Below are 18600 nucleotides of genomic sequence, written 5' to 3'. Positions count from 1 at the left end.
AAATTTAAAACCTTTTTTAATCGATTATTTATGGAAACACTTACATTGTATGGAAGGTTTACTTTTTACTAATATGCGCCTATAATTAAAAAAATGGAGGAATCAATATGCCAAAGATAGGAAAGCGTATATTAAAATCATCACTTGCTGTATTTTTATGCTTTGTCATCTATTTGTTGCGTGGGGAACAAGGCATTGTTTTTTATTCCTGTATAGCAGCCGTTCTCTGTGTCCAACAAAGTACATCCAATACCATTAAAGTGGCTCGTAATCGAGTAGAAGGAACCCTGATTGGGGGATTTATAGGAATGCTTGTCCTAGCTTTTGAGAAAGCATATATCCCACATGATTTCATATTCATACAATATGCTTTAATTGCATTTATGATCATACCTATTATTTATATTACAGTGTTATGGAAGAAAACGAATGCTTCTTATATATCTTGCGTTGTATTTATGAGTATTTGTGTTTCTCATGCAATGGATGTGAACCCATATTTATTTGCATTAGATCGTATCATGGATACGTTGATTGGAATCTTTGTGGCACTCCTTATAAACTGTGTACATATTCCTTATGGGAAACAAAAAGATAGTTTGATGGTTGTGGACTTTGCATTATTGGAAAAGGAAGAGGGGATTTCTTCCTATCATAAAATAAAATGGAATCAGTTTATGGAACGAGGTGCATCTTTGGCGATATTTAGTAAAGAAACACCTGGAAGTATATTATCTAGCATGCAAGGGATGCATATGCAAAATCCATTACTCATTCTAAATGGGGCAGCACTTTATAACATCCAACAACAAAGTTATCATTGTTATAGAACTTTTGAAGAGAGTTCATATGAATCTATGGTTCATGAGTTAAAGAAGCACGGAGATGTCTTTGTATATTGTGTAGTCCATAATGTCATGCATATCTATTATGAACATCTACATGCTTTAGAAGAAACCTTTTACGAACAAGCACGTAAACAACCATATGAAAACTATGTATATGGAAACAAACCTAAAGAAGTAGAAGTACTTGCACTTATGATTATAAAAGGTAAAGATCAAAAGAAAGAACTTCAAGAACTTATCGATAAACCATATGATGATGTACATATGTACATCAATGAAAAGCGTGATTATGTACAATTGTTTGTCACCAAAGTACCAGATTATACAAAGCTTAAACAAGAACTACAAAGAACAAGCAATCGTCATGTGCTCCATCTTGTACACCATCAACATGAATCTCAGCTTCAAACACTATGTGATATTAATCATGTCCAACAACCAAAGGATGTTATGCGACAACTTCATAAACTCTTGCATACGACATCACATAATAAAAATTCTCTACAATAGTAGGGAATTTTTATATATTGTTTTTCACTTCTACACAGAAACGATATGCATTTTCTGGGTATAAACGTATTTTCTTACCATCCTTACAAATGATACATATTTTATCTTTTGAATACCCAATGTTGAAAGTATCCTGTTGTACTATATCTTTGATATCATCATACTTAATGATACCACCTTTTTTCCCCCATAGTGCCTTATGGTATACAATCCCTTCTTCATTCAGAATATACACGTTATTAGGATTTTGGAATCCGTAAATATAAATATTATAAAGAAGAAGAATCGCACCAGCTACAATACCAAATTTAAAATAAAATTCATAAGAAATCGGTAAAAAATTTAAGACGATTGCGAATACGATGATATTATTTACCATCAATTTCCGGGAGGTGAAATGAAGTTCTCCTTCATTGATCTCTTTTTCTATATTCTTTCTACCATTTTGATATGCTTTATTGGCTCCTGCATACACAAGTAGGAACAAGATTGGTAATGATAAGAAAACAATTAAATATACGTAGAAATGTTTTGTGATATTACACAAATCCAATATAATCCAAATACTATGAAAAAATATAAACGGGGTAAATGCAAATGCTGGAATCAATAATACTTCAAAGTTAGAATCAAAACCCACCACACTTCGATAACAAACGCGAAGTGTATAATAGTAGGTAATCGCCCCTAACACACACATAGCTATAGATAAATATGGAATACTTACTTTTTCCTCAGCCATTTCCATATACCCATACGATATCATGAGTACCATAAATCCTAAAATGACGGATTTAGCGAGCTCTAAATACATATCCTTTAAGGTATCCATCTGCCGTTCATCTAATGGCAAGATACCTTTTGTTTTACTATACTTCCTTAAATCGGCAAAAAGTGATACTTTCATTATAATTCCTCCTTCTCATATGCTTCATCCCAAAATAAATCGTCTAGGCGTTTATGTAGCGCAATACAAATATTGATACATAATTTAATAGAGGGATTATAACGACCAGCTTCGATGAGTCCGATAGTCTGTCTAGTGGCACCTACTTTTTCTGCAAGTTCCTCTTGAGACATATCAAGTTCCATACGAGCTATCTTGATTTTTATGTTTTTCATAGGTCCACTCCTTACCTATATTATAATGGAGGCAACCCTATAAAGCAATACAAATTGCAATATATATGTGATAAATGTAAAGTATATATTGCATTTAAAAGGAGAGTGTACTATAATGAGGACATCTAAGGAGGAATGATGTATGAATCTTGAAGTCAAGGGATTAAAGAAAAGTTTTGAAGATAACGAAGTACTTCATGGAATCTCTTTTTCAATATCCAGTGGAAAAGCATTAGGATTATTAGGGAGAAACGGTGCAGGTAAAACAACAACCATTCGTATCTTAATGGATGTATTTAAAGCAAACGAAGGAACAATCACAATGGATGGAAAACCTTTCAAAGCTTTAGATTATAAGATTGGATATTTACCAGAAGAAAGAGGTTTATATCCTAAGAAGCGTGTGGATGAACAATTGTTGTATCTAGCTGCACTTAGAGGGATGAATAAAGCAGAGGCAAAAATCAACTTAAAGAAATGGTTAAGCCGTTTAGAAATCAGCGAATATGAAACAAGAAAGTTAGATACCTTATCGAAGGGAAACCAACAAAAAGTACAACTTGCACAAACATTGATGTGTGATCCAGATATCGTGATTCTTGATGAACCATTTAGTGGTCTTGACCCAGTCAATTCACAGGTGTTAAAAGAAGTAGTACAAGAATTGATTAAGGAAGGGAAATTGGTTATCTTCTCATCTCATCAAATGAATTATGTAGAAGAGTTTTGTGAAAGCATCGTTATTGTACACCGTGGAAATGTTGTGGTAAATGGAGAGCTGAAACAAATCAAAAAAGAGTTTGGAAACGATCGGTTAGTGATTAGCTCTTTGAATCATAGTGTTACAGAACTAAAAAAATTATGTAGTGAGGAACTATCTAACTTAATCAAAGAAAGTGAAGTAAAAGATGAGACACTTATCATTGCTTTACAAAAAGATGTCAAGAAACAAGATGTATTATCCGCATTGATGAAGAAAGATGTTGATATTGAAAAGTTTATGGTATATGAACCTTCTCTTACCGATATCTTTGTTGCAAAGGCAGGTGATGAAGCATGAAACGATTTTTAAATGTATTTAAATTTGAGTTTTCAGGATTTATTAAGGGAAAATGGTATCGTGTTTCTACAATTTTGATTTGTGCAATTGTAATGATTGTCATGTTTGCGCCTCGCTTCTTGGATATAGGGGGTTCTGAGGAAGGTGGAAACAATGTTTCACAAACTACAGGAAAAATTGGATTATATGATCCAAGTGGTTTGTTTAGCGATGAAACAATGTTAAAAAATGCATTTCCAAAGGCAACGATTACTAAGCCTGCTTCTATAGAAGATATGAAAAAAGATATCAAGGATGGAGATTTACAATCAGGTATCTATATCAAAGAAAATGGTGCGTACGAATATTTAATTTTAGACTCTTCTATGAGTGACAATACAGGGTATATCGTAGAGTCAATCATGAACACACAATATAAAATAAAGATGTTAAGTGATATGGGTCTTACACCTGAGCAAGCTTTACAAAGCGCTACCTCATCTGTAAAAGGAGAAACGGTCATCCTTGGTAAAGATGGTGTAAAAAATTATATGTATACGTATATTTTAATCTTTGCGTTATACTTTGTTATCATGTTCTATGGTCAATTGACCGCAACAAATGTCGCAAGTGAAAAGGGAAATCGTTCTATGGAGATACTGGTAACGAGTACCTCTACCAATGCCCTAATTTTTGGAAAAGTGTTTGCAGGAGCAGTAGCAAGTATCTTACAAGTAACCTTAATGTTAGGTGTTAGTGTTCTAGCGTATCAAGCAAATGCTGAAATATGGAATCATTCACTCGATTTCTTATTCAACATCCCAGTAAATGTGTTGCTTGCATTCTCCGTATTTGGAACCTTTGGTTATCTCTTCTATTCCTTTATCTTTGGAGCATTAGGTTCTATGGTTTCCAAGGTAGAAGATGTATCTGCAGCAATTGCTCCGATTCTGATGCTTTTTATTGCTGCATTCTTCCTAACTTTCTTCTCCGTTATGATGAACCCAGGAACGCTTCTATCAACTGTTGTTTCTTATTTGCCATTTACATCTTGTATGGCAATGTTCGCAAGAGTTGCGATGGGTAGTGTAGAAGTATGGGAGATTGTAGTATCTGCTGCAATTCTAATCGCATCAACATTCTTGATGGGATATTTAGGGGCGAAACTATATCGTCATGGTACCTTGTCTTATGGAAACAGCTTCAAATTTAAACAAGTTCTTAAATTGCTAAAACATAAAAACTAATACAGACGCTCTTCGGAGCGTTTTCTTTTGTCAAATTATGGTATGGGAGAATGGTTTACGATATAATAGGGATGTATAGTGAGGTAAACATATGGGAATATTTGATATATTTAAGAAACAAAAGCAAACACCTGTTGTGGAAATAAAGAAAGAAGAAACAACATTGTAAAAAGCAATAAACGTAAAACGATTCCAAATGATATAAAAGAATTGTTAGAACAAGGAAATGAAGAAGAAGTAAAAAAACGTATGGCGAAGTGCCAAGTGAACGCTTATGATACCTTTACAAAAAATACGATTCTATCGTATCCTAGTCTAAGTGACGACTTGGTGTGTTATTTTGTATTGGAGCAGGGCTATGATATCAATTATGTTGATCGATGGGAAAAGACACCTCTTCATTATCAAGCAACGATGGAACATAGCAATCTTTTGTTGTTTGTGGAATTGGGAGCCAATCCTCATGCATTAGATTATGAAGGATGTGGTCCACTTCATTATGCTGCAATGTATCAACAATTACAGCATATAAAAGAACTTATTGCATTAGGTGCAGATGTGAATTTAAAAGGAAAAACATTTCATAATACTCCTTTAGAAGAGGTACTGTCTAGAATGTGTCTTTATAATAGTGAACAAGCGATTGCTTGTATTCATTATTTGTTGGATCATGGGGCATGTATGACACAAGCAATGAAAGATATAGTGAAGCGCAATGGAGAAGACTTTGAATTTCATGTAGATGAAACAAATGAATTTTATGTGGAGATGAAGCAAACTTTATCTAAATTATATGAAATCTTTGATGTAGAACCTGTTGCCCCTCGTGTCTTGCATGATGGAATAGCAGATATCAAAGTATCTTCAACGAAATGGCAATCCCAATATCAAGAATTATGGCAATTGTTAGTTCCTAGTAGTGGACATGCGAGTACCATTCAAGGAGAAGTAATTCGTATTTCAGGTAAAGTGTCTTATGAAATATTAGATAATGGCGCTAGCAATTGGGATAAAAACTATAAAATGATGATACAATCAATGCCTTCCTATCTTGCGCAAGGCACTCCTTTGAAAGAAGAGGAGGAAGAAGAACTCACTGTATTACTAAAAACGATCGAAAAGAAACAGGGAGAAGAAAGCCAATTTCGTCGTTTTAGTGAGCTTATGGTCAAGTGGGTGTTATCAAATCCTAAACCACTACCACTAGAAAATACGAATTATAAGCGATAACGATAATTTACGCTACCCTAAAGTACGATATTATTATATAATATTAACTATGTGAAAGAGAGGAAGTGCTTCATGGAATTTATTACGACACCTTATACAATCGAGGATATTACAAAACTACATGAAGTAGCTGACGCTCTTGTTATTGCGACTCCATTCTTTTCTGTACGAGGAGCTGCATATTTTGATGTAGAGGAACTTGGTCTCATTCGTAAGTTGAGTGCTGAGAAATCTATGAACATGTATGTACTTGTAAATCGTTTCTTTATGGAAGATGAACTGGAATTATTAAGAGAGCATCTAGCCTATTTAAAAGAGTTGGATGTAGATGGTATCTATTATGGAGATGAGGGTGTTCTTTACGAGGCAAAGAAACTTCATATGGAACATAAACTGATATACAATCCAGATACACTCATTACCAATAAAGAAGATGTGCAATATTATCTTGATGAAGGTATTTCTATGGTAACCATATCCAAAGAAATTACATTACATGAAATATGCGAAATTGCGAGAAATGTAAAAGGAAACTGTGAAGTGATCATTCATGGAAGATTGAATATGATGCATAGCAAACGTCATTTATTGTCGAATTATCTCGATTTCCTTGGAAAGAGCGAAGACATTAAAGATAAACACGATTTATATATTATGGAAGAAACAAGAGATGAACATATGCCAATCATAGAAGATGATTTAGGTACGCATGTATTTACTGGATTTACACTTTCTTCCTTTGATGAAATAAAGGATTTAAGTGAAGCAGGGATACAACATGTGCGAATTGATGGAATCTTTCATGATATCGATTATGTATGTGAAATGATAGGATATTACAAAGAGATTTTAAATGGAACAAGAAATGGAAGAAAAACATATGAAGAAATGCGTGAGAAGTATCCAGAAGATCACATGACGCATGGCTTCTATTATACAAAGACAAGTAAAGTAAAGTAGGTGAACATATGAAGAAAATTGAATTACTAGCACCAGCTGGAGATTTAGAACGTTTAAAGATTGCGGTTTTATATGGTGCAGATGCAGTGTATTTGGGTGGTAAACAATTTTCTTTGCGTTCTCGTGCAAGTAACTTTGATATCCCAGATATTGAAGAAGGGGTAAAGTTTGCGAAAGCACATGGTGCCCATGTGCATGTAACTGTAAATATGTTGCCACATGAAGAAGATTTGAACGGGTTAAAAGAATATTTGATGGAACTGGAAAGAGTGGGTGTTACGGCAATCATTGCCGCATCGCCTTATATTGCAACAACCGCAAAAAAATACGCACCGAAATTAGAAGTGCATGTAAGTACACAACATTCTTCTACCAATTCTTCTTGTGCGAAGTATTGGAAAGAAAAAGGAATGGATCGAGTGGTACTTGCAAGAGAGTGTACCTTAGAAGAAATTCAAGCAACTGCTAAACATACGGATATTCCTCTTGAAGTATTTATTCATGGAGGTATGTGTATCTCTTATTCTGGAAGATGTGTGTTATCCAACAACATGACAGGAAGAGATGCGAATCGCGGAGGGTGTGCACAGAGTTGTCGTTGGAAGTATCGTTTATATGAGGGAGAACGTCAATTGCATGATGATCAAGATTTGTTCTCCATGTCTAGTAAGGATATGATGGCTGCGAAGTATATTCCTGATTTGATAGAGGCAAACATTGCGTCTTTAAAGATTGAAGGCCGTATGAAAAGTTCCTATTATATAGCGACACTAATCAAAACATATCGTACCTTGATTGATGAAATTTATGAAAAGGGGCGATTGAGTGATAAGCGTATGCAGTGGTATTATAATGAACTGGCAAAGGCAGAAAATCGACCCACTGGGGTTGGATTCTATGAAGGATTGCCTAAGCCAACAGGAAACTTGTATGGTGTCAATGGCGCAGGTGTTACGCAAGAATTCATTGCCTATGTTGTGGATTATGAGGAAGAAAGTGGAATGGCTACTTTAGAAGTTAGAAACAATTTCAAGCCTTTTATTGAAGCGGAAGTATTTGGACCAAGTATCACAACCACGGCATTCACCTTCGATAAAATCTATGATCAAGAAGGAAACGAAATGGATGTCGCAAAAACACCAATGCAAATTATTAAAACAGTCGTACCATGTCGTATGGAAAAAGATGCCATGATACGTAAAGTAATGGAGAAAAATCGTAAAGATATATACTAGAGGAGAACGTTATGAAATTAAAAGATAGTTTCTTTTATACCATAAGAGAAAATGCAAAAGATGAAGATAGTACAAGTGGAAATCTACTTGTACGTAGTGGGATGATTAAAAAGAGTAGTAGTGGAATTTATATGATCATGCCAATGGGGAAAAAAGTATTACACAAGATTGAAAATATTGTACGTGAAGAAATGGATCTAGCTGGTGCACAAGAGCTATTGATGCCTGCGTTAATCCCAGAAGAGATGTATGAGAAATCAGGAAGAAGAGTAGCATTCGGTTCTAACATGTTCGCACTAAAAGATCGTTTCCAAAAGAATTATGTATTAGGTCCAACGCATGAAGAGTTGTTTACGATTGCAGCAATGATGAAGGGAAGTTCTTACAAAGATTTCCCATATAACTTATACCAAATACAAACAAAATTCCGTGATGAAACAAGACCACGTTATGGATTGATTCGTGTACGTGAATTTATCATGAAGGATGCGTATTCCTTTGATGTGGATCAAGATGGACTTCATGAATCTTATATGAAGATGTTCAATGCATATAAGAATATAATGGATCGTTGTGAATTGAACTATAAGATTGTAAAAGCCGACACAGGTGCGATGGGTGGTTCTTTGTCTGAAGAGTTCCAAGCCATTTCAGAAATTGGTGAAGATGTTGTGGTAACTTGTGATCACTGTGATTTCTCTAGTAACTTAGAGATTACAGAGGTAATCGATACGACAAAAGATAGTGATGAAGAAGCATTAGAGATGGAAACCGTAGAAACTCCAAATGCGAAAACAATTGAAGATGTTGCGGCATTCTTCAAAAAATCAGAAGATGATTTCGTAAAAACCTTAATTTATAGTGTCGATGGAAAAACATATGCATTCTTGTTGAAGGGGACTAGAGAGCTCAATGAAACAAAAGTGTTAAAACTATTAAAAGCTAATGAAATGGAATTAGCAAACTTTGATGAAGTAGAACGTGTAACACATGCGAAAGTTGGATTTGCTGGTCCTGTTGGATTGGAATGTCCAATCATTATGGATCGTGAAGTTACACATATGAAAAACTTTATCGTAGGTGCAAATAAAAGTGATCATCACATTCAAAATGTAAACCTTAAAGACTTTAGCGTTGAGAGTGTTGCGGATATTGCACAAGTACATGAAGGCGATGTTTGTCCTACCTGTGGTGCACCACTAAAATTCTGTAAAGGAATTGAAGTTGGGAATACCTTTAAACTTGGTACTAAGTATGCAGAAGCATTTGGTCTAGAATATCTAGATGCCAACAATACCCTTCATCCAGTACAAATGGGATGTTATGGATTTGGTTTAGAACGTTGTATGGCAAGTATCGTAGAACAACATAACGATGAGTCTGGAATTCTTTGGCCTTTATCTGTTGCGCCATTTCAAGTAGCTATTGTCATTGTGTCTATGAAAGATGAAGAACAAATTCGTATTGCGAATGAGTTGTATGAAACACTGAAAAAAGCAGGTGTTGATGTAGTACTCGATGATCGTAATGAGCGTCCGGGTGTAAAATTCAAAGATATGGAACTCATTGGTATCCCTTATCGTATTACGGTAGGTCGTGGAATTAGCGAAGGAAATGTTGAATTTAGAGCACGTACAGCAAGTGAAAATGAAAACATTTCACTAAATGAAATCACTGAATACGTTTTCAATAAGTTAAAATAAAGTTAAAAATAAGAAAGATGATATGCGTAAAATGAAAATATTTACATTTTATGAAAATATTACAAAAATCTCTTTCTTATTTTTTCTTTTTATAGTATAATGGTATCCGATAAGGTTTAGATGACTTTATTTTCATTCCAAGTTTGAAAGGAGAAAGCTTATGAAAGAGACATTATATCTAAATAACCAACTGGCAATCGTAAACTATAGTGCAGGTTTTGCACACTCAGGAGATCAGTTGTTGAATTCCTCAACATTCAGTAACTATATCCAGAACTATCTAGAATTTCTAAAACATAACGACGAAGATTTATATAATTTTGCAATTGATGGGAAAACACCGAGAGAGGCAACATTTGAAATTTTAAAATTGTTCCGTTTATTACGTGTGTTCAATGTGGATGAATTAGAATCTGTATATTTGAATGACAAAGCGAAACTATTAGAATTTGTAGAAGAAGCTTATAACTTTTGGAAAAATCACCAGCGTTTCTCTGTAATCTCTGCAGGGGATGGAAATACATTACAGGATATTAGCTTTGTAGGGACTGACTCAAGTTTCAATTCCTTGATTTTATCCGTATATCGTTCTTTAGAAGAACAAATCATGGGACGTAAGAATCGTGTGTATCGTCAATTACAAGCAGGTACAAATGCAAGTATTGCGGTACGTAAACATGCAAACTCAAAATTATCTAAAAAATATGATGCATTGAAGAAAATCGAATTCGTAGAAAGTGTTCTACTTCGTACTCCAATGATCCTTCATCCAAAATCAAACAAACGTACTGGTATGTTTGAAGAAGTGGATGTAAACCCAATTGAAAAATTTACTGGAAATGCAGATGAATGGTTCTGTTATCCATGTAAAATTGGTTCTTTATTAGCCTTCGTTTATTTCCATCGTGATTTCATTTCTTCTGCAGTTTCTCTAGCAAACCTATTTGAACTAGCAAATGCAGATGAATGTCGTAAAAAACCAGACCTTGTATTATTGTTTGGTAACGAAGATGGAGAAGATGCGACAACGTTCCATTATGATTCAGAAGACAATGTTTGGGTAGGATGTGTAAGCTACAACGAACGTATCGAATATTTCGGATACATGAAGAAAATGTCTTTAACACTTCACAATGTATGTATGATGCAAAAGGGTTGGTTACCAATCCATGGTGCATTCGTAAACATTACTTTAAAGAGTGGAAAACGCAAAGGTATCATGTTGATGGGAGACTCTGGTGCAGGTAAATCAGAATCTATCGAAGCATTGAAAATTGCCGGAGCAGATGTTATCAAAGACATCGAAATCGTATTTGATGACATGGGAACAATTCACTTAGAAGATGGCGTTCCTTATGGACAGGGTACAGAAATTGGTGCTTTCATTCGTCTAGATGATTTGGATCCAGGTACACCTTACCGTGATATGGACCGTTCTATCTTCATGAACCCAGAATCAAGTAACAACGCTCGTGTTATTACACCTGCTGCACCATATGAAGTTGTAGCAATGAATCATCGTATTGACTTATTTGCATACGCAAATAACTATGATGATAAAATCGGTATGTCTAGATTGGATGTAGATACAGCCATAGAAACATGCAAAGAAGGTAAACGTATGGCAAAAGGAACTACACAAGAAGTTGGTATTTCTACTACGTACTTTGCGAATCCATTTGGTCCTATGCAACAACAAGAAGTATGTGAACCATTGATTCATGAAATGTTTAAAGCATTGGAAAAAGACAATGTATATATTGGAGAAATCTATACACACTTAGGTCTTGATAAAGAAAACCGTGATGGTATCAATCAAGCAGCTAAAGAATTGTTAGAGTTCATCGAAAAAGATTAATCTAAAGATTGAAGTCTCGGACTTCAATCTTTTTCTCTATATAGGAAAAATTATGTAATTCATGATTAAGTGTTTTTGATTTATGAACATATGCGTGAAAATGTTCTTAATTAGTAGAAATTCATCTTTATTTTATGAAATAAACATTGTACAATGGTTATAGTAATATAGGAGGATAATTGCATGGAGTTCTATAAAATTCAAGAAGCAAATGTTACACTACAAAATATCATATCAAAGACACCTTTGGTACATGCTACAAAGATTCACGATAATCTTTGGATTAAGGCAGAGAATTTACAATCTACAGGAGCATTTAAGTTAAGAGGTGCATATTATAAGCTTTCTAATTTAAGTGATGAAGAAAAAGCAAAGGGTGTAATTGCCGCAAGTGCTGGTAATCATGCACAAGGGGTTGCGTATTCTTGTAAGAAGATGGGGATTCAAGGTACTATCGTTATGCCTAAGACTGCACCCTTATCTAAGATAGAAGCTACTAGAAGTTATGGTGTCAATGTGGAACTTCAAGGGGATACGTTTAATGATGCTTATGAGTACGCAAAAAACTTACAAGAAATTACAGGAGCAGTATTCATCGAACCGTTCAATGATGAAGATGTAATCGCTGGACAGGGAACAATTGGACTTGAAATTATTGAGAAAATGCCAGATGTAGATACGGTGATTGTACCGATTGGTGGAGGTGGACTTATTAGTGGTATCGCCATGGCGATTAAGACTTTAAAACCGAATTGTAGGATCATTGGTGTACAATCGGAAAATGCTCCAAGTATGAAGAAGTCACTTGAACAACATGAAATTATCCAATTAGATAATGTATCTACAATCGCGGATGGAATTGCAGTAAAAACACCAGGCACACTTACTTTTGATCTATGTACAAAATACGTAGATGAAGTCGTTACCGTAAGTGAAGAAGAAATCGCTGCGGCTATCTTGACATTGTTAGAGAAGATGAAAATGGTGGCAGAAGGGGCAGGCGCAACCTCTGTTGCGGCAGCTATGTTCAAACTAGATTTAAGTAACCGTAAATGTGTAGCGTTATTGTCTGGTGGGAATATCGATGTAAACTTACTTTCTAAAATTATCGATTTAGGTTTGATCAAAACAGGTAGAAAAGCTGTTATCAATATGAATGTAATGGATAAACCAGGAAATTTATCTAGAATGTTAGAGTTGATTTCTAGAACAGGCGCTAATATTATCTCTGTTAATCACAATCGTATTCAAAATGGTATTTTATTCAATCAATGTCGTGTAGGTGTAGTGATAGAAACAAACGACCAAGAACACATCAATGAAGTCATGCAAATCCTGAAAGAGAATGGTTTTGAACCACATAATGTTGAACATGTTTCATATACTAATTGATGCGGATGGTTGTCCAGTTGTGGGGCAAACAATTGATATGGCGCAAGAATATCAAGTGCCTGTAATCCTTGTATGTGATACATCTCATATCTTTCATGAACCCTACGCAACTTTACTAATGGCAGATAAAGGAAAAGACCAAAGTGATTTCTTATTACTGAAACATGTTCATGCTGGTGATATCGTGATCACTCAGGATTATGGACTTGCTAGTTTAGCCCTAGCCAAAGGAGCGATTCCTTTATCACAGAATGGACTCCGTTATCATGAAGGCAACATGGATCAATTACTTCAATCCCGTCATGAACATGCCAAAATGCGAAAACATAAACAATATGGACATATTCCTAAAAGAACTGCACAAGCAGATATTGATTTTATGGATGCGTTAGAAACGATATTATTGGAAAAATTAGAGAAATAAAATTGAAATCTAAGGAATAGAAGATAGATATTGTAAAAAAATATGGGAAATTGCGAAAATCTTTCAAAATACTAGGATAATGATAGGAAGTATACTATAATAATATAGAAATAAGGAGGTATTTGATATGAAACAAAATGAAAATTATTTTGAACCAGCCTATACAACATCTTTACAAAGACATGCTGCGAGAACATTTGGTTGGATGACAATAGGTTTATTGGTCACTACAGTAGTGGCAATGTTAGTAACATTTACAGGAACATTTGATTTTATTTTCAGTATTCCTATGCTACCAATCGTTATGATTGTTGCACAGTTGGGATTGGTATTTGCATTAGCTGGAAGAATTATGAAGATGTCTCCAACAAGTGCGAAAATATTATTCCTATTATATTCAGCACTTACAGGAATCACATTCTCTGTACTTGGGTTAGTTTATAGCGTAGGTACATTGGCACTTGCATTCTTAGTAACGACTGTATATTTTGGAAGTCTTGCGGTGATTGGTCTTACGACAAAAATGAATCTATTAAAATTAGGACCTATCCTAATTGGCGCTTTGTTTGCGTTAATTATCACTCAAATTGTGATGATGTTTTTAAATGTTGGTACAGATACAATGTTATTCTCTGCGATTGGTCTGTTAATCTTTACTGGTATTACTGCGTATGATGCACAAAAGATGAAAGCATTGTACATGCAGTATGAACAAGATGAATTGGCATTACAAAGATTATCTATTTACTCAGCATTTGATTTATATTTAGACTTTATTAATATTTTCTTATATATCTTACGTTTCCTTGGAAACAGAGATTAATCATTTCAATAAAATAGGCTGCCCTCGTTATGAGTGCAGCCTTGTTTTTATTTCGTTAAGTAATTTGCGATATTCGCATCTTTATCAATGATTGGTTTTATAGCATTTGTTCTACTTGTTAGCACAATGGTAAGTCCAGGTCCATGTCCACTTGTAAAGGAATCTGAGTGCACCACCACACCAATAGAAACAGCATCTTTTAAATAATGTGGTCCATTATGGTTATCGTGATCTTGTACTGCGACTATATCTCCAAAACGTAGTTCATTAAGGTGATAAGTCTCATTGGCTTGAGCATCCTGTGTCATGATGTCATAATCACCCATCATCATATTGGCTTCTCCAAGTCCACTCCCCATTAAGGCAGCGGGTACAATGGTTACTACAGGGACTTCGATTCCATCTTCTTTCTCTGTAATATTCATTTTTTCTAATAAAGAAGGGTCAATGTTCATTGCCTGAATATCTTTATAATCCAATAACTTTAATCCCATACCACAAGCTTTGATTAAGACTTTATCATCACATGTCATAGTTTCTAAGGTTTCCTCATCAAAGGATACCATAACGTGATCTACACCACCGTGTTTTCCAGTTACAAATCCAGTTTTTCCTTTTGCGTCGCCACTGATAATTTTGGCTTCATTACCAACACACGCAAATGCCATAAGTGCATGATTTTCTTTATCACTAGGATTCTTTAAACTGACTCCTGGTTCAATGTGGTCTCCTTCAATCCCCATACAAGAATCTCCAATTTTATAATTGTAAGTAATACCACCAGTACCCATTGTAATTCTTCCATACCCATCATATCCTACGCGATATCCATTGGCCGCAAGACCGGGATGATCTACTTTTCCCTGCACGCTAATGATGGCTAATTTATCTTTGTTTAATTTCATATACGAACCTCCTGAATGCTTTCATTATAACAGTCTTTTCCATAAAAGTTAAGCAAGAATCCCGGGAGATTCACATAGGATATGATATAATACTTGTACGAGGTGAAGCTATGATATTTGGACATGCATGCAAAGTGAAAAGTAAAGGCGCGACATGTATTGATGCGCAAACATATGAACACTTTAAAGACGTTGTAGATTGTGAAGAATTTTTAAACGGTATTCAAAAGGCCAGTGCACAACTACATGCACAAGTAGATGGTGTAGAGAGAACTATGTATCAAGAAGAGTTCACGTTGCCTTTATCTAGAAATCTATTTGGATTATTGACGATTCCAGTGTATGTGAATCATATGAAATATCGATTTATCATTGATACAGGCGCACAGATAAGTGGTGTAAAGGAACAGGTTGTAAAGACTTTAGGGTTACGGAAAACCAATGGTAAAGTCACCATTGGTTCTATTGGAGGCACACAAAAGGAAATGCCTGGTGTCGTCATGGAATCCTTTCAATTTGGTGCTTTAGAGTATCGTAATCGTACTATGATTGAACTGGCAGACTCTGATTTTTCTATGCGTTTTGGTAACATTGATTTATTATCTTTTGATGGCATCTTAGGTTGGGATATTTTAAGTCAATTGGATTTTGAACTTGATGATATCAAGAAAGAATTTAAGGTGTTAAAAAATAGATTGAAGGTACCAAATCCGAATATGTTAAAAGGAAGCTTTCCATGTTTTATTGTGAAATTACCAAATGGAAATAGTGCACTTTATGGATTTGATAGTGGTTCGAAAATGAGTTGGATTGGAGAAGATGCAATTCAATTACACAACTATCGAAGCTCCAAAGAAGTGAATAGTGTTGGATTTGGGGTACACGGTATGGAAAAGCTTCAGTTAAAAGTAATAGAACACTGTACACTTTTATTAGATAAAGCCAAGATTGATTTATATCAAACGATGAGTGGCAGAACGAAGTTATTTCCTTCCTTTAGCTTTGATGGAGTACTAGGCAATGAAATATGCAAGGGAAGAAGAATGCGTATCATTAACAGCGCGCAAATGGTTTTAATTGCCTAATGTTGAAATTTGTGAGAATTTCGTGTATATTTTAGAAGTATAAAAAATAGAGAGGACGATATATATGATATTACATGGAAAATTTGTTTTAGAGAATGGGGCAGAGTTGCCTTTTGAATTATATCCGAGTGAAGCACCAAAAACAGTGGAGAATTTTGTGAAATTGATTAAAGAAGGGTATTATGATGGAAAGACATTTCATCGTGTAATTCCTCACTTTGTATCTCAAGGCGGATGTCCAAATGGAAATGGAACAGGGGATTTAGGTTATACAATTCCTTGTGAAACAGCTGGAAATCCACATAAACATGAAGAAGGAAGTTTATCAATGGCACATCGTGGAAAAGATACAGGATGTTGTCAATTCTTCATTTGTCATGATCCTCAGCCACATTTAGATGGTGTACACACCGTATTTGGTAAAGTGACAGACAATATGGGTGCAGTTCGCAATATGCGCAATGGCGATGTAATGACTCGTGTCATCATCGAGGAATAATAAATGAACGATTCTAGACGTTTAGGTATGCCTGTATTGGTTATGGTCGTATTTACTACGCTCTTTTATTTGATCAATACCTACTTACACTCAGAAATTACAAACACCATTTTAACGATTATATTTGATATTTCTTTGTTTATGTTTGGGGTTACTTTAAACGGTAAGAAGAAAAGTCATAGTGTGTACCGTAAGGTACTAGCACTTGTATTAACAATCATCTTAGTATTCATCCAATTGGGTGTGGTTTCCATGCCGTTTGTAGCAACACTACAAACCTTCTTTTCAATCAATCCATATTTAATAAGTATGTTGTTTATTTATTTTGGATTTTTATTCATGGATTAGAGGTAGACTATGTTTTTTAAGAAATTTGACAAAGACATGAGTGAAGTTAAACAGGAGATGCAACAAGGAACTAAGATACAATTAGTAGATGTACGTTTTGAAGAGGAATACATAGAAGGACACATTCCTAATGCTATATTGATTCCTTTGCCACAACTAGAAGAACTAGCTGATACGTTATTAAATAAAGATAGTACAACGTATGTATATTGTCGTAGTGGACAACGTGCCAGCAAAGCAGTTATGAAATTAAAGGCAATGGGATATCATGAAGTGTATAATGTTGGTGGTATTATTCATTGGAATGGAAATATAGAAAAAAGTCAGTAATTTACTGACTTTTTATATGATTTCGAAGGTACAAAAAACCAATAGAATCTGTATAAGAATACAACCTCAATAAAGCATATCAAGAATATTTTCATCTGTATCATAAAGTTTATCACCTAAATAAATATGATAGATAGATGTTAACCAAAGTGAAATACTTCAGAAACGATATACATAATTATCTTCGAACTTAATTCGATATTGATTAGTCTTTTGTTTGTCTTACATATTCAAATGCAAATATTGCTGTTGATGCGGCTGCCGTCATTGCATTTCTAAAGTCCGCACGATAGGGAATATATAAGTTTTGATCACTCTCTTGAAGGACGGGTTTACTTAAACCACGCATTTCTCCACCAATCGCAATACAAACACGTTCAGGGAATGTGTAATCATACAAAGAAATTGCATCACTTCGTTGGGCACATACAAAGTTTACTTTGTGTTGTTTTAAATAGCGTAGGGTTTCTGCCATATCTTGCGCAACATATAAATTGATATATTCACTAGCTCCTGCGCTTGCGCGAGTAACCACATCCCCTGCACTTGTCCAATTTCGCGGTGGGATAATCACCCCATCACATCCTGCAGCGTATAATGTACGAAGTACATAGCCAAAGTTGAAAGGATCTTCAATACCTTCCACAAGAGCTAAAAAGAGCTGTGGTTGATCTAGGACATCGTCAATGTTTTGAAACTGCCTCTCTTCACAGTACGCAAGCATTCCTCCATGTGTATTACCTTGCGCGATATCATCAATTTCTGCACGTTCCTTATACTCAATGGGTACTTGCTTATCATTTGCACGATGTAAGATATAAGAGGTATCCTTGTCCTTCTTGTTTTTGTCTACGACGATTTTTGTAACATTTCTTCTGCCTGCCATTAAGACAGCTTTTACAGATATATTTCCTTCTACGATATATGTACTCATATGGTCCTCATTTCTATTTGCATTTATTATAAGCGATTCTAGAAAAAACATCAAATGATGTAAGACACACTACTTTCCATCCATCCTAAAAAATGGTATGATGATGTA

The 18600-nt window shown here is 34.8% G+C and carries 19 protein-coding genes; 15 read left to right on the top strand and 4 right to left on the bottom strand.

From position 1 onward, the window contains the following. Window positions 1-107: 107 nt before the first annotated feature. Window positions 108-1358, top strand: a complete 1251-nt coding sequence (locus tag ACWG42_RS10715; protein WP_455792235.1) for an FUSC family protein — start codon at window positions 108-110, stop codon at window positions 1356-1358. Window positions 1359-1368: 10 nt separating this feature from the next. On the opposite strand, the gene ACWG42_RS10710 is transcribed toward ACWG42_RS10715, so the two are convergent. Further along, on the bottom strand, window positions 1369-2265 hold the full coding sequence (locus tag ACWG42_RS10710; RefSeq protein ID WP_455792234.1) for a hypothetical protein: 897 nt from the start codon (window positions 2263-2265) through the stop codon (window positions 1369-1371). Next, on the bottom strand, window positions 2265-2480 hold the full coding sequence (locus ACWG42_RS10705; protein WP_455792233.1) for a helix-turn-helix transcriptional regulator: 216 nt from the start codon (window positions 2478-2480) through the stop codon (window positions 2265-2267). The genes ACWG42_RS10710 and ACWG42_RS10705 overlap by 1 nt, the downstream gene beginning before the upstream one ends. A 142-nt stretch (window positions 2481-2622) precedes the next feature. Here ACWG42_RS10705 and ACWG42_RS10700 point away from each other — a divergent pair, with 142 nt between their 5' ends. From ACWG42_RS10700 to ACWG42_RS10655, 10 genes are all read left to right on the top strand, one after another. Next, window positions 2623-3540, top strand: coding sequence for an ABC transporter ATP-binding protein (locus ACWG42_RS10700; RefSeq protein ID WP_455792231.1), 918 nt, complete (start codon window positions 2623-2625; stop codon window positions 3538-3540). Next, on the top strand, window positions 3537-4766 hold the full coding sequence (locus tag ACWG42_RS10695; RefSeq protein WP_455792230.1) for an ABC transporter permease: 1230 nt from the start codon (window positions 3537-3539) through the stop codon (window positions 4764-4766). The genes ACWG42_RS10700 and ACWG42_RS10695 overlap by 4 nt, the downstream gene beginning before the upstream one ends. A 210-nt stretch (window positions 4767-4976) precedes the next feature. Continuing rightward, window positions 4977-5996, top strand: a complete 1020-nt coding sequence (locus tag ACWG42_RS10690; RefSeq protein ID WP_455792228.1) for an ankyrin repeat domain-containing protein — start codon at window positions 4977-4979, stop codon at window positions 5994-5996. 72 nt (window positions 5997-6068) lie between these two features. Further along, window positions 6069-6956 (top strand): peptidase U32 family protein, encoded by an 888-nt coding sequence (locus ACWG42_RS10685; protein ID WP_455792226.1) that lies wholly within the window; start codon window positions 6069-6071, stop codon window positions 6954-6956. Between the two features lie 8 nt (window positions 6957-6964). After that, entirely contained in the window at window positions 6965-8191 is a 1227-nt protein-coding gene (locus ACWG42_RS10680; RefSeq protein WP_455792224.1) for a peptidase U32 family protein, read from the top strand. An 11-nt stretch (window positions 8192-8202) separates the two neighbouring features. Further along, a complete protein-coding gene (locus ACWG42_RS10675; protein WP_455792223.1) occupies window positions 8203-9894 on the top strand; it encodes a proline--tRNA ligase in 1692 nt (563 codons plus the stop codon). Between the two features lie 160 nt (window positions 9895-10054). After that, complete coding sequence (locus ACWG42_RS10670; protein WP_455792222.1) at window positions 10055-11752, top strand: hypothetical protein; 1698 nt, start codon at window positions 10055-10057, stop codon at window positions 11750-11752. 183 nt (window positions 11753-11935) lie between these two features. After that, the gene (ilvA, locus tag ACWG42_RS10665) at window positions 11936-13144 is read left to right on the top strand and encodes a threonine ammonia-lyase (RefSeq protein ID WP_455792220.1); all 1209 of its coding nucleotides are present in this window, start codon (window positions 11936-11938) and stop codon (window positions 13142-13144) included. Beyond that, window positions 13125-13568, top strand: a complete 444-nt coding sequence (locus ACWG42_RS10660) for a YaiI/YqxD family protein (RefSeq protein WP_455792219.1) — start codon at window positions 13125-13127, stop codon at window positions 13566-13568. The genes ilvA and ACWG42_RS10660 overlap by 20 nt, the downstream gene beginning before the upstream one ends. A gap of 127 nt (window positions 13569-13695) precedes the next feature. After that, window positions 13696-14391, top strand: coding sequence for a Bax inhibitor-1/YccA family protein (locus ACWG42_RS10655; protein ID WP_455792217.1), 696 nt, complete (start codon window positions 13696-13698; stop codon window positions 14389-14391). A 47-nt stretch (window positions 14392-14438) separates the two neighbouring features. Here ACWG42_RS10655 and ACWG42_RS10650 read toward each other — a convergent pair whose 3' ends face one another. After that, entirely contained in the window at window positions 14439-15296 is an 858-nt protein-coding gene (locus ACWG42_RS10650) for a DUF4438 domain-containing protein (protein WP_455792216.1), read from the bottom strand. 110 nt (window positions 15297-15406) lie between these two features. Between ACWG42_RS10650 and ACWG42_RS10645 the strand changes: the two genes are divergently transcribed. The 4 genes from ACWG42_RS10645 to ACWG42_RS10630 all read left to right on the top strand — a co-directional run bounded on the left by ACWG42_RS10645 (window position 15407) and on the right by ACWG42_RS10630 (window position 17558). Beyond that, window positions 15407-16381 (top strand): aspartyl protease family protein, encoded by a 975-nt coding sequence (locus tag ACWG42_RS10645; RefSeq protein ID WP_455792215.1) that lies wholly within the window; start codon window positions 15407-15409, stop codon window positions 16379-16381. A 64-nt stretch (window positions 16382-16445) separates the two neighbouring features. After that, window positions 16446-16880 carry a peptidylprolyl isomerase gene (locus ACWG42_RS10640; RefSeq protein WP_455792213.1) on the top strand — a complete coding sequence of 145 codons (435 nt, stop codon included), beginning with the start codon at window positions 16446-16448 and terminating at the stop codon, window positions 16878-16880. 3 nt (window positions 16881-16883) lie between these two features. After that, on the top strand, window positions 16884-17228 hold the full coding sequence (locus tag ACWG42_RS10635) for a hypothetical protein (protein ID WP_455792211.1): 345 nt from the start codon (window positions 16884-16886) through the stop codon (window positions 17226-17228). A 9-nt stretch (window positions 17229-17237) separates the two neighbouring features. Continuing rightward, window positions 17238-17558 carry a rhodanese-like domain-containing protein gene (locus tag ACWG42_RS10630; RefSeq protein WP_455792209.1) on the top strand — a complete coding sequence of 107 codons (321 nt, stop codon included), beginning with the start codon at window positions 17238-17240 and terminating at the stop codon, window positions 17556-17558. A 205-nt stretch (window positions 17559-17763) separates the two neighbouring features. On the opposite strand, the gene ACWG42_RS10625 is transcribed toward ACWG42_RS10630, so the two are convergent. Then, window positions 17764-18492 (bottom strand): TrmH family RNA methyltransferase, encoded by a 729-nt coding sequence (locus ACWG42_RS10625; protein ID WP_455792207.1) that lies wholly within the window; start codon window positions 18490-18492, stop codon window positions 17764-17766. Between the last annotated feature and the right edge of the window lie 108 nt (window positions 18493-18600).

This window comes from Amedibacillus sp. YH-ame10 (assembly GCF_053848885.1).
Note: the sequence above shows the minus strand (reverse complement) of the source record. Positions and strands in the feature narration are given on the sequence as shown.

Excerpts from the sequence above, each read along its gene's own strand:
- ACWG42_RS10715 (WP_455792235.1), top strand. The coding sequence starts at position 108 with ATGCCAAAGATAGGAAAGCGTATATTAAAATCATCACTTGCTGTATTT.
- ACWG42_RS10710 (WP_455792234.1), bottom strand. The coding sequence starts at position 2,265 with ATGAAAGTATCACTTTTTGCCGATTTAAGGAAGTATAGTAAAACAAAA.
- ACWG42_RS10705 (WP_455792233.1), bottom strand. The coding sequence starts at position 2,480 with ATGAAAAACATAAAAATCAAGATAGCTCGTATGGAACTTGATATGTCT.
- ACWG42_RS10700 (WP_455792231.1), top strand. The coding sequence starts at position 2,623 with ATGAATCTTGAAGTCAAGGGATTAAAGAAAAGTTTTGAAGATAACGAA.
- ACWG42_RS10695 (WP_455792230.1), top strand. The coding sequence starts at position 3,537 with ATGAAACGATTTTTAAATGTATTTAAATTTGAGTTTTCAGGATTTATT.
- ACWG42_RS10685 (WP_455792226.1), top strand. The coding sequence starts at position 6,069 with ATGGAATTTATTACGACACCTTATACAATCGAGGATATTACAAAACTA.
- ACWG42_RS10680 (WP_455792224.1), top strand. The coding sequence starts at position 6,965 with ATGAAGAAAATTGAATTACTAGCACCAGCTGGAGATTTAGAACGTTTA.
- ACWG42_RS10675 (WP_455792223.1), top strand. The coding sequence starts at position 8,203 with ATGAAATTAAAAGATAGTTTCTTTTATACCATAAGAGAAAATGCAAAA.
- ACWG42_RS10670 (WP_455792222.1), top strand. The coding sequence starts at position 10,055 with ATGAAAGAGACATTATATCTAAATAACCAACTGGCAATCGTAAACTAT.
- ilvA (WP_455792220.1), top strand. The coding sequence starts at position 11,936 with ATGGAGTTCTATAAAATTCAAGAAGCAAATGTTACACTACAAAATATC.
- ACWG42_RS10660 (WP_455792219.1), top strand. The coding sequence starts at position 13,125 with ATGTTTCATATACTAATTGATGCGGATGGTTGTCCAGTTGTGGGGCAA.
- ACWG42_RS10655 (WP_455792217.1), top strand. The coding sequence starts at position 13,696 with ATGAAACAAAATGAAAATTATTTTGAACCAGCCTATACAACATCTTTA.
- ACWG42_RS10650 (WP_455792216.1), bottom strand. The coding sequence starts at position 15,296 with ATGAAATTAAACAAAGATAAATTAGCCATCATTAGCGTGCAGGGAAAA.
- ACWG42_RS10645 (WP_455792215.1), top strand. The coding sequence starts at position 15,407 with ATGATATTTGGACATGCATGCAAAGTGAAAAGTAAAGGCGCGACATGT.
- ACWG42_RS10640 (WP_455792213.1), top strand. The coding sequence starts at position 16,446 with ATGATATTACATGGAAAATTTGTTTTAGAGAATGGGGCAGAGTTGCCT.
- ACWG42_RS10635 (WP_455792211.1), top strand. The coding sequence starts at position 16,884 with ATGAACGATTCTAGACGTTTAGGTATGCCTGTATTGGTTATGGTCGTA.
- ACWG42_RS10630 (WP_455792209.1), top strand. The coding sequence starts at position 17,238 with ATGTTTTTTAAGAAATTTGACAAAGACATGAGTGAAGTTAAACAGGAG.
- ACWG42_RS10625 (WP_455792207.1), bottom strand. The coding sequence starts at position 18,492 with ATGAGTACATATATCGTAGAAGGAAATATATCTGTAAAAGCTGTCTTA.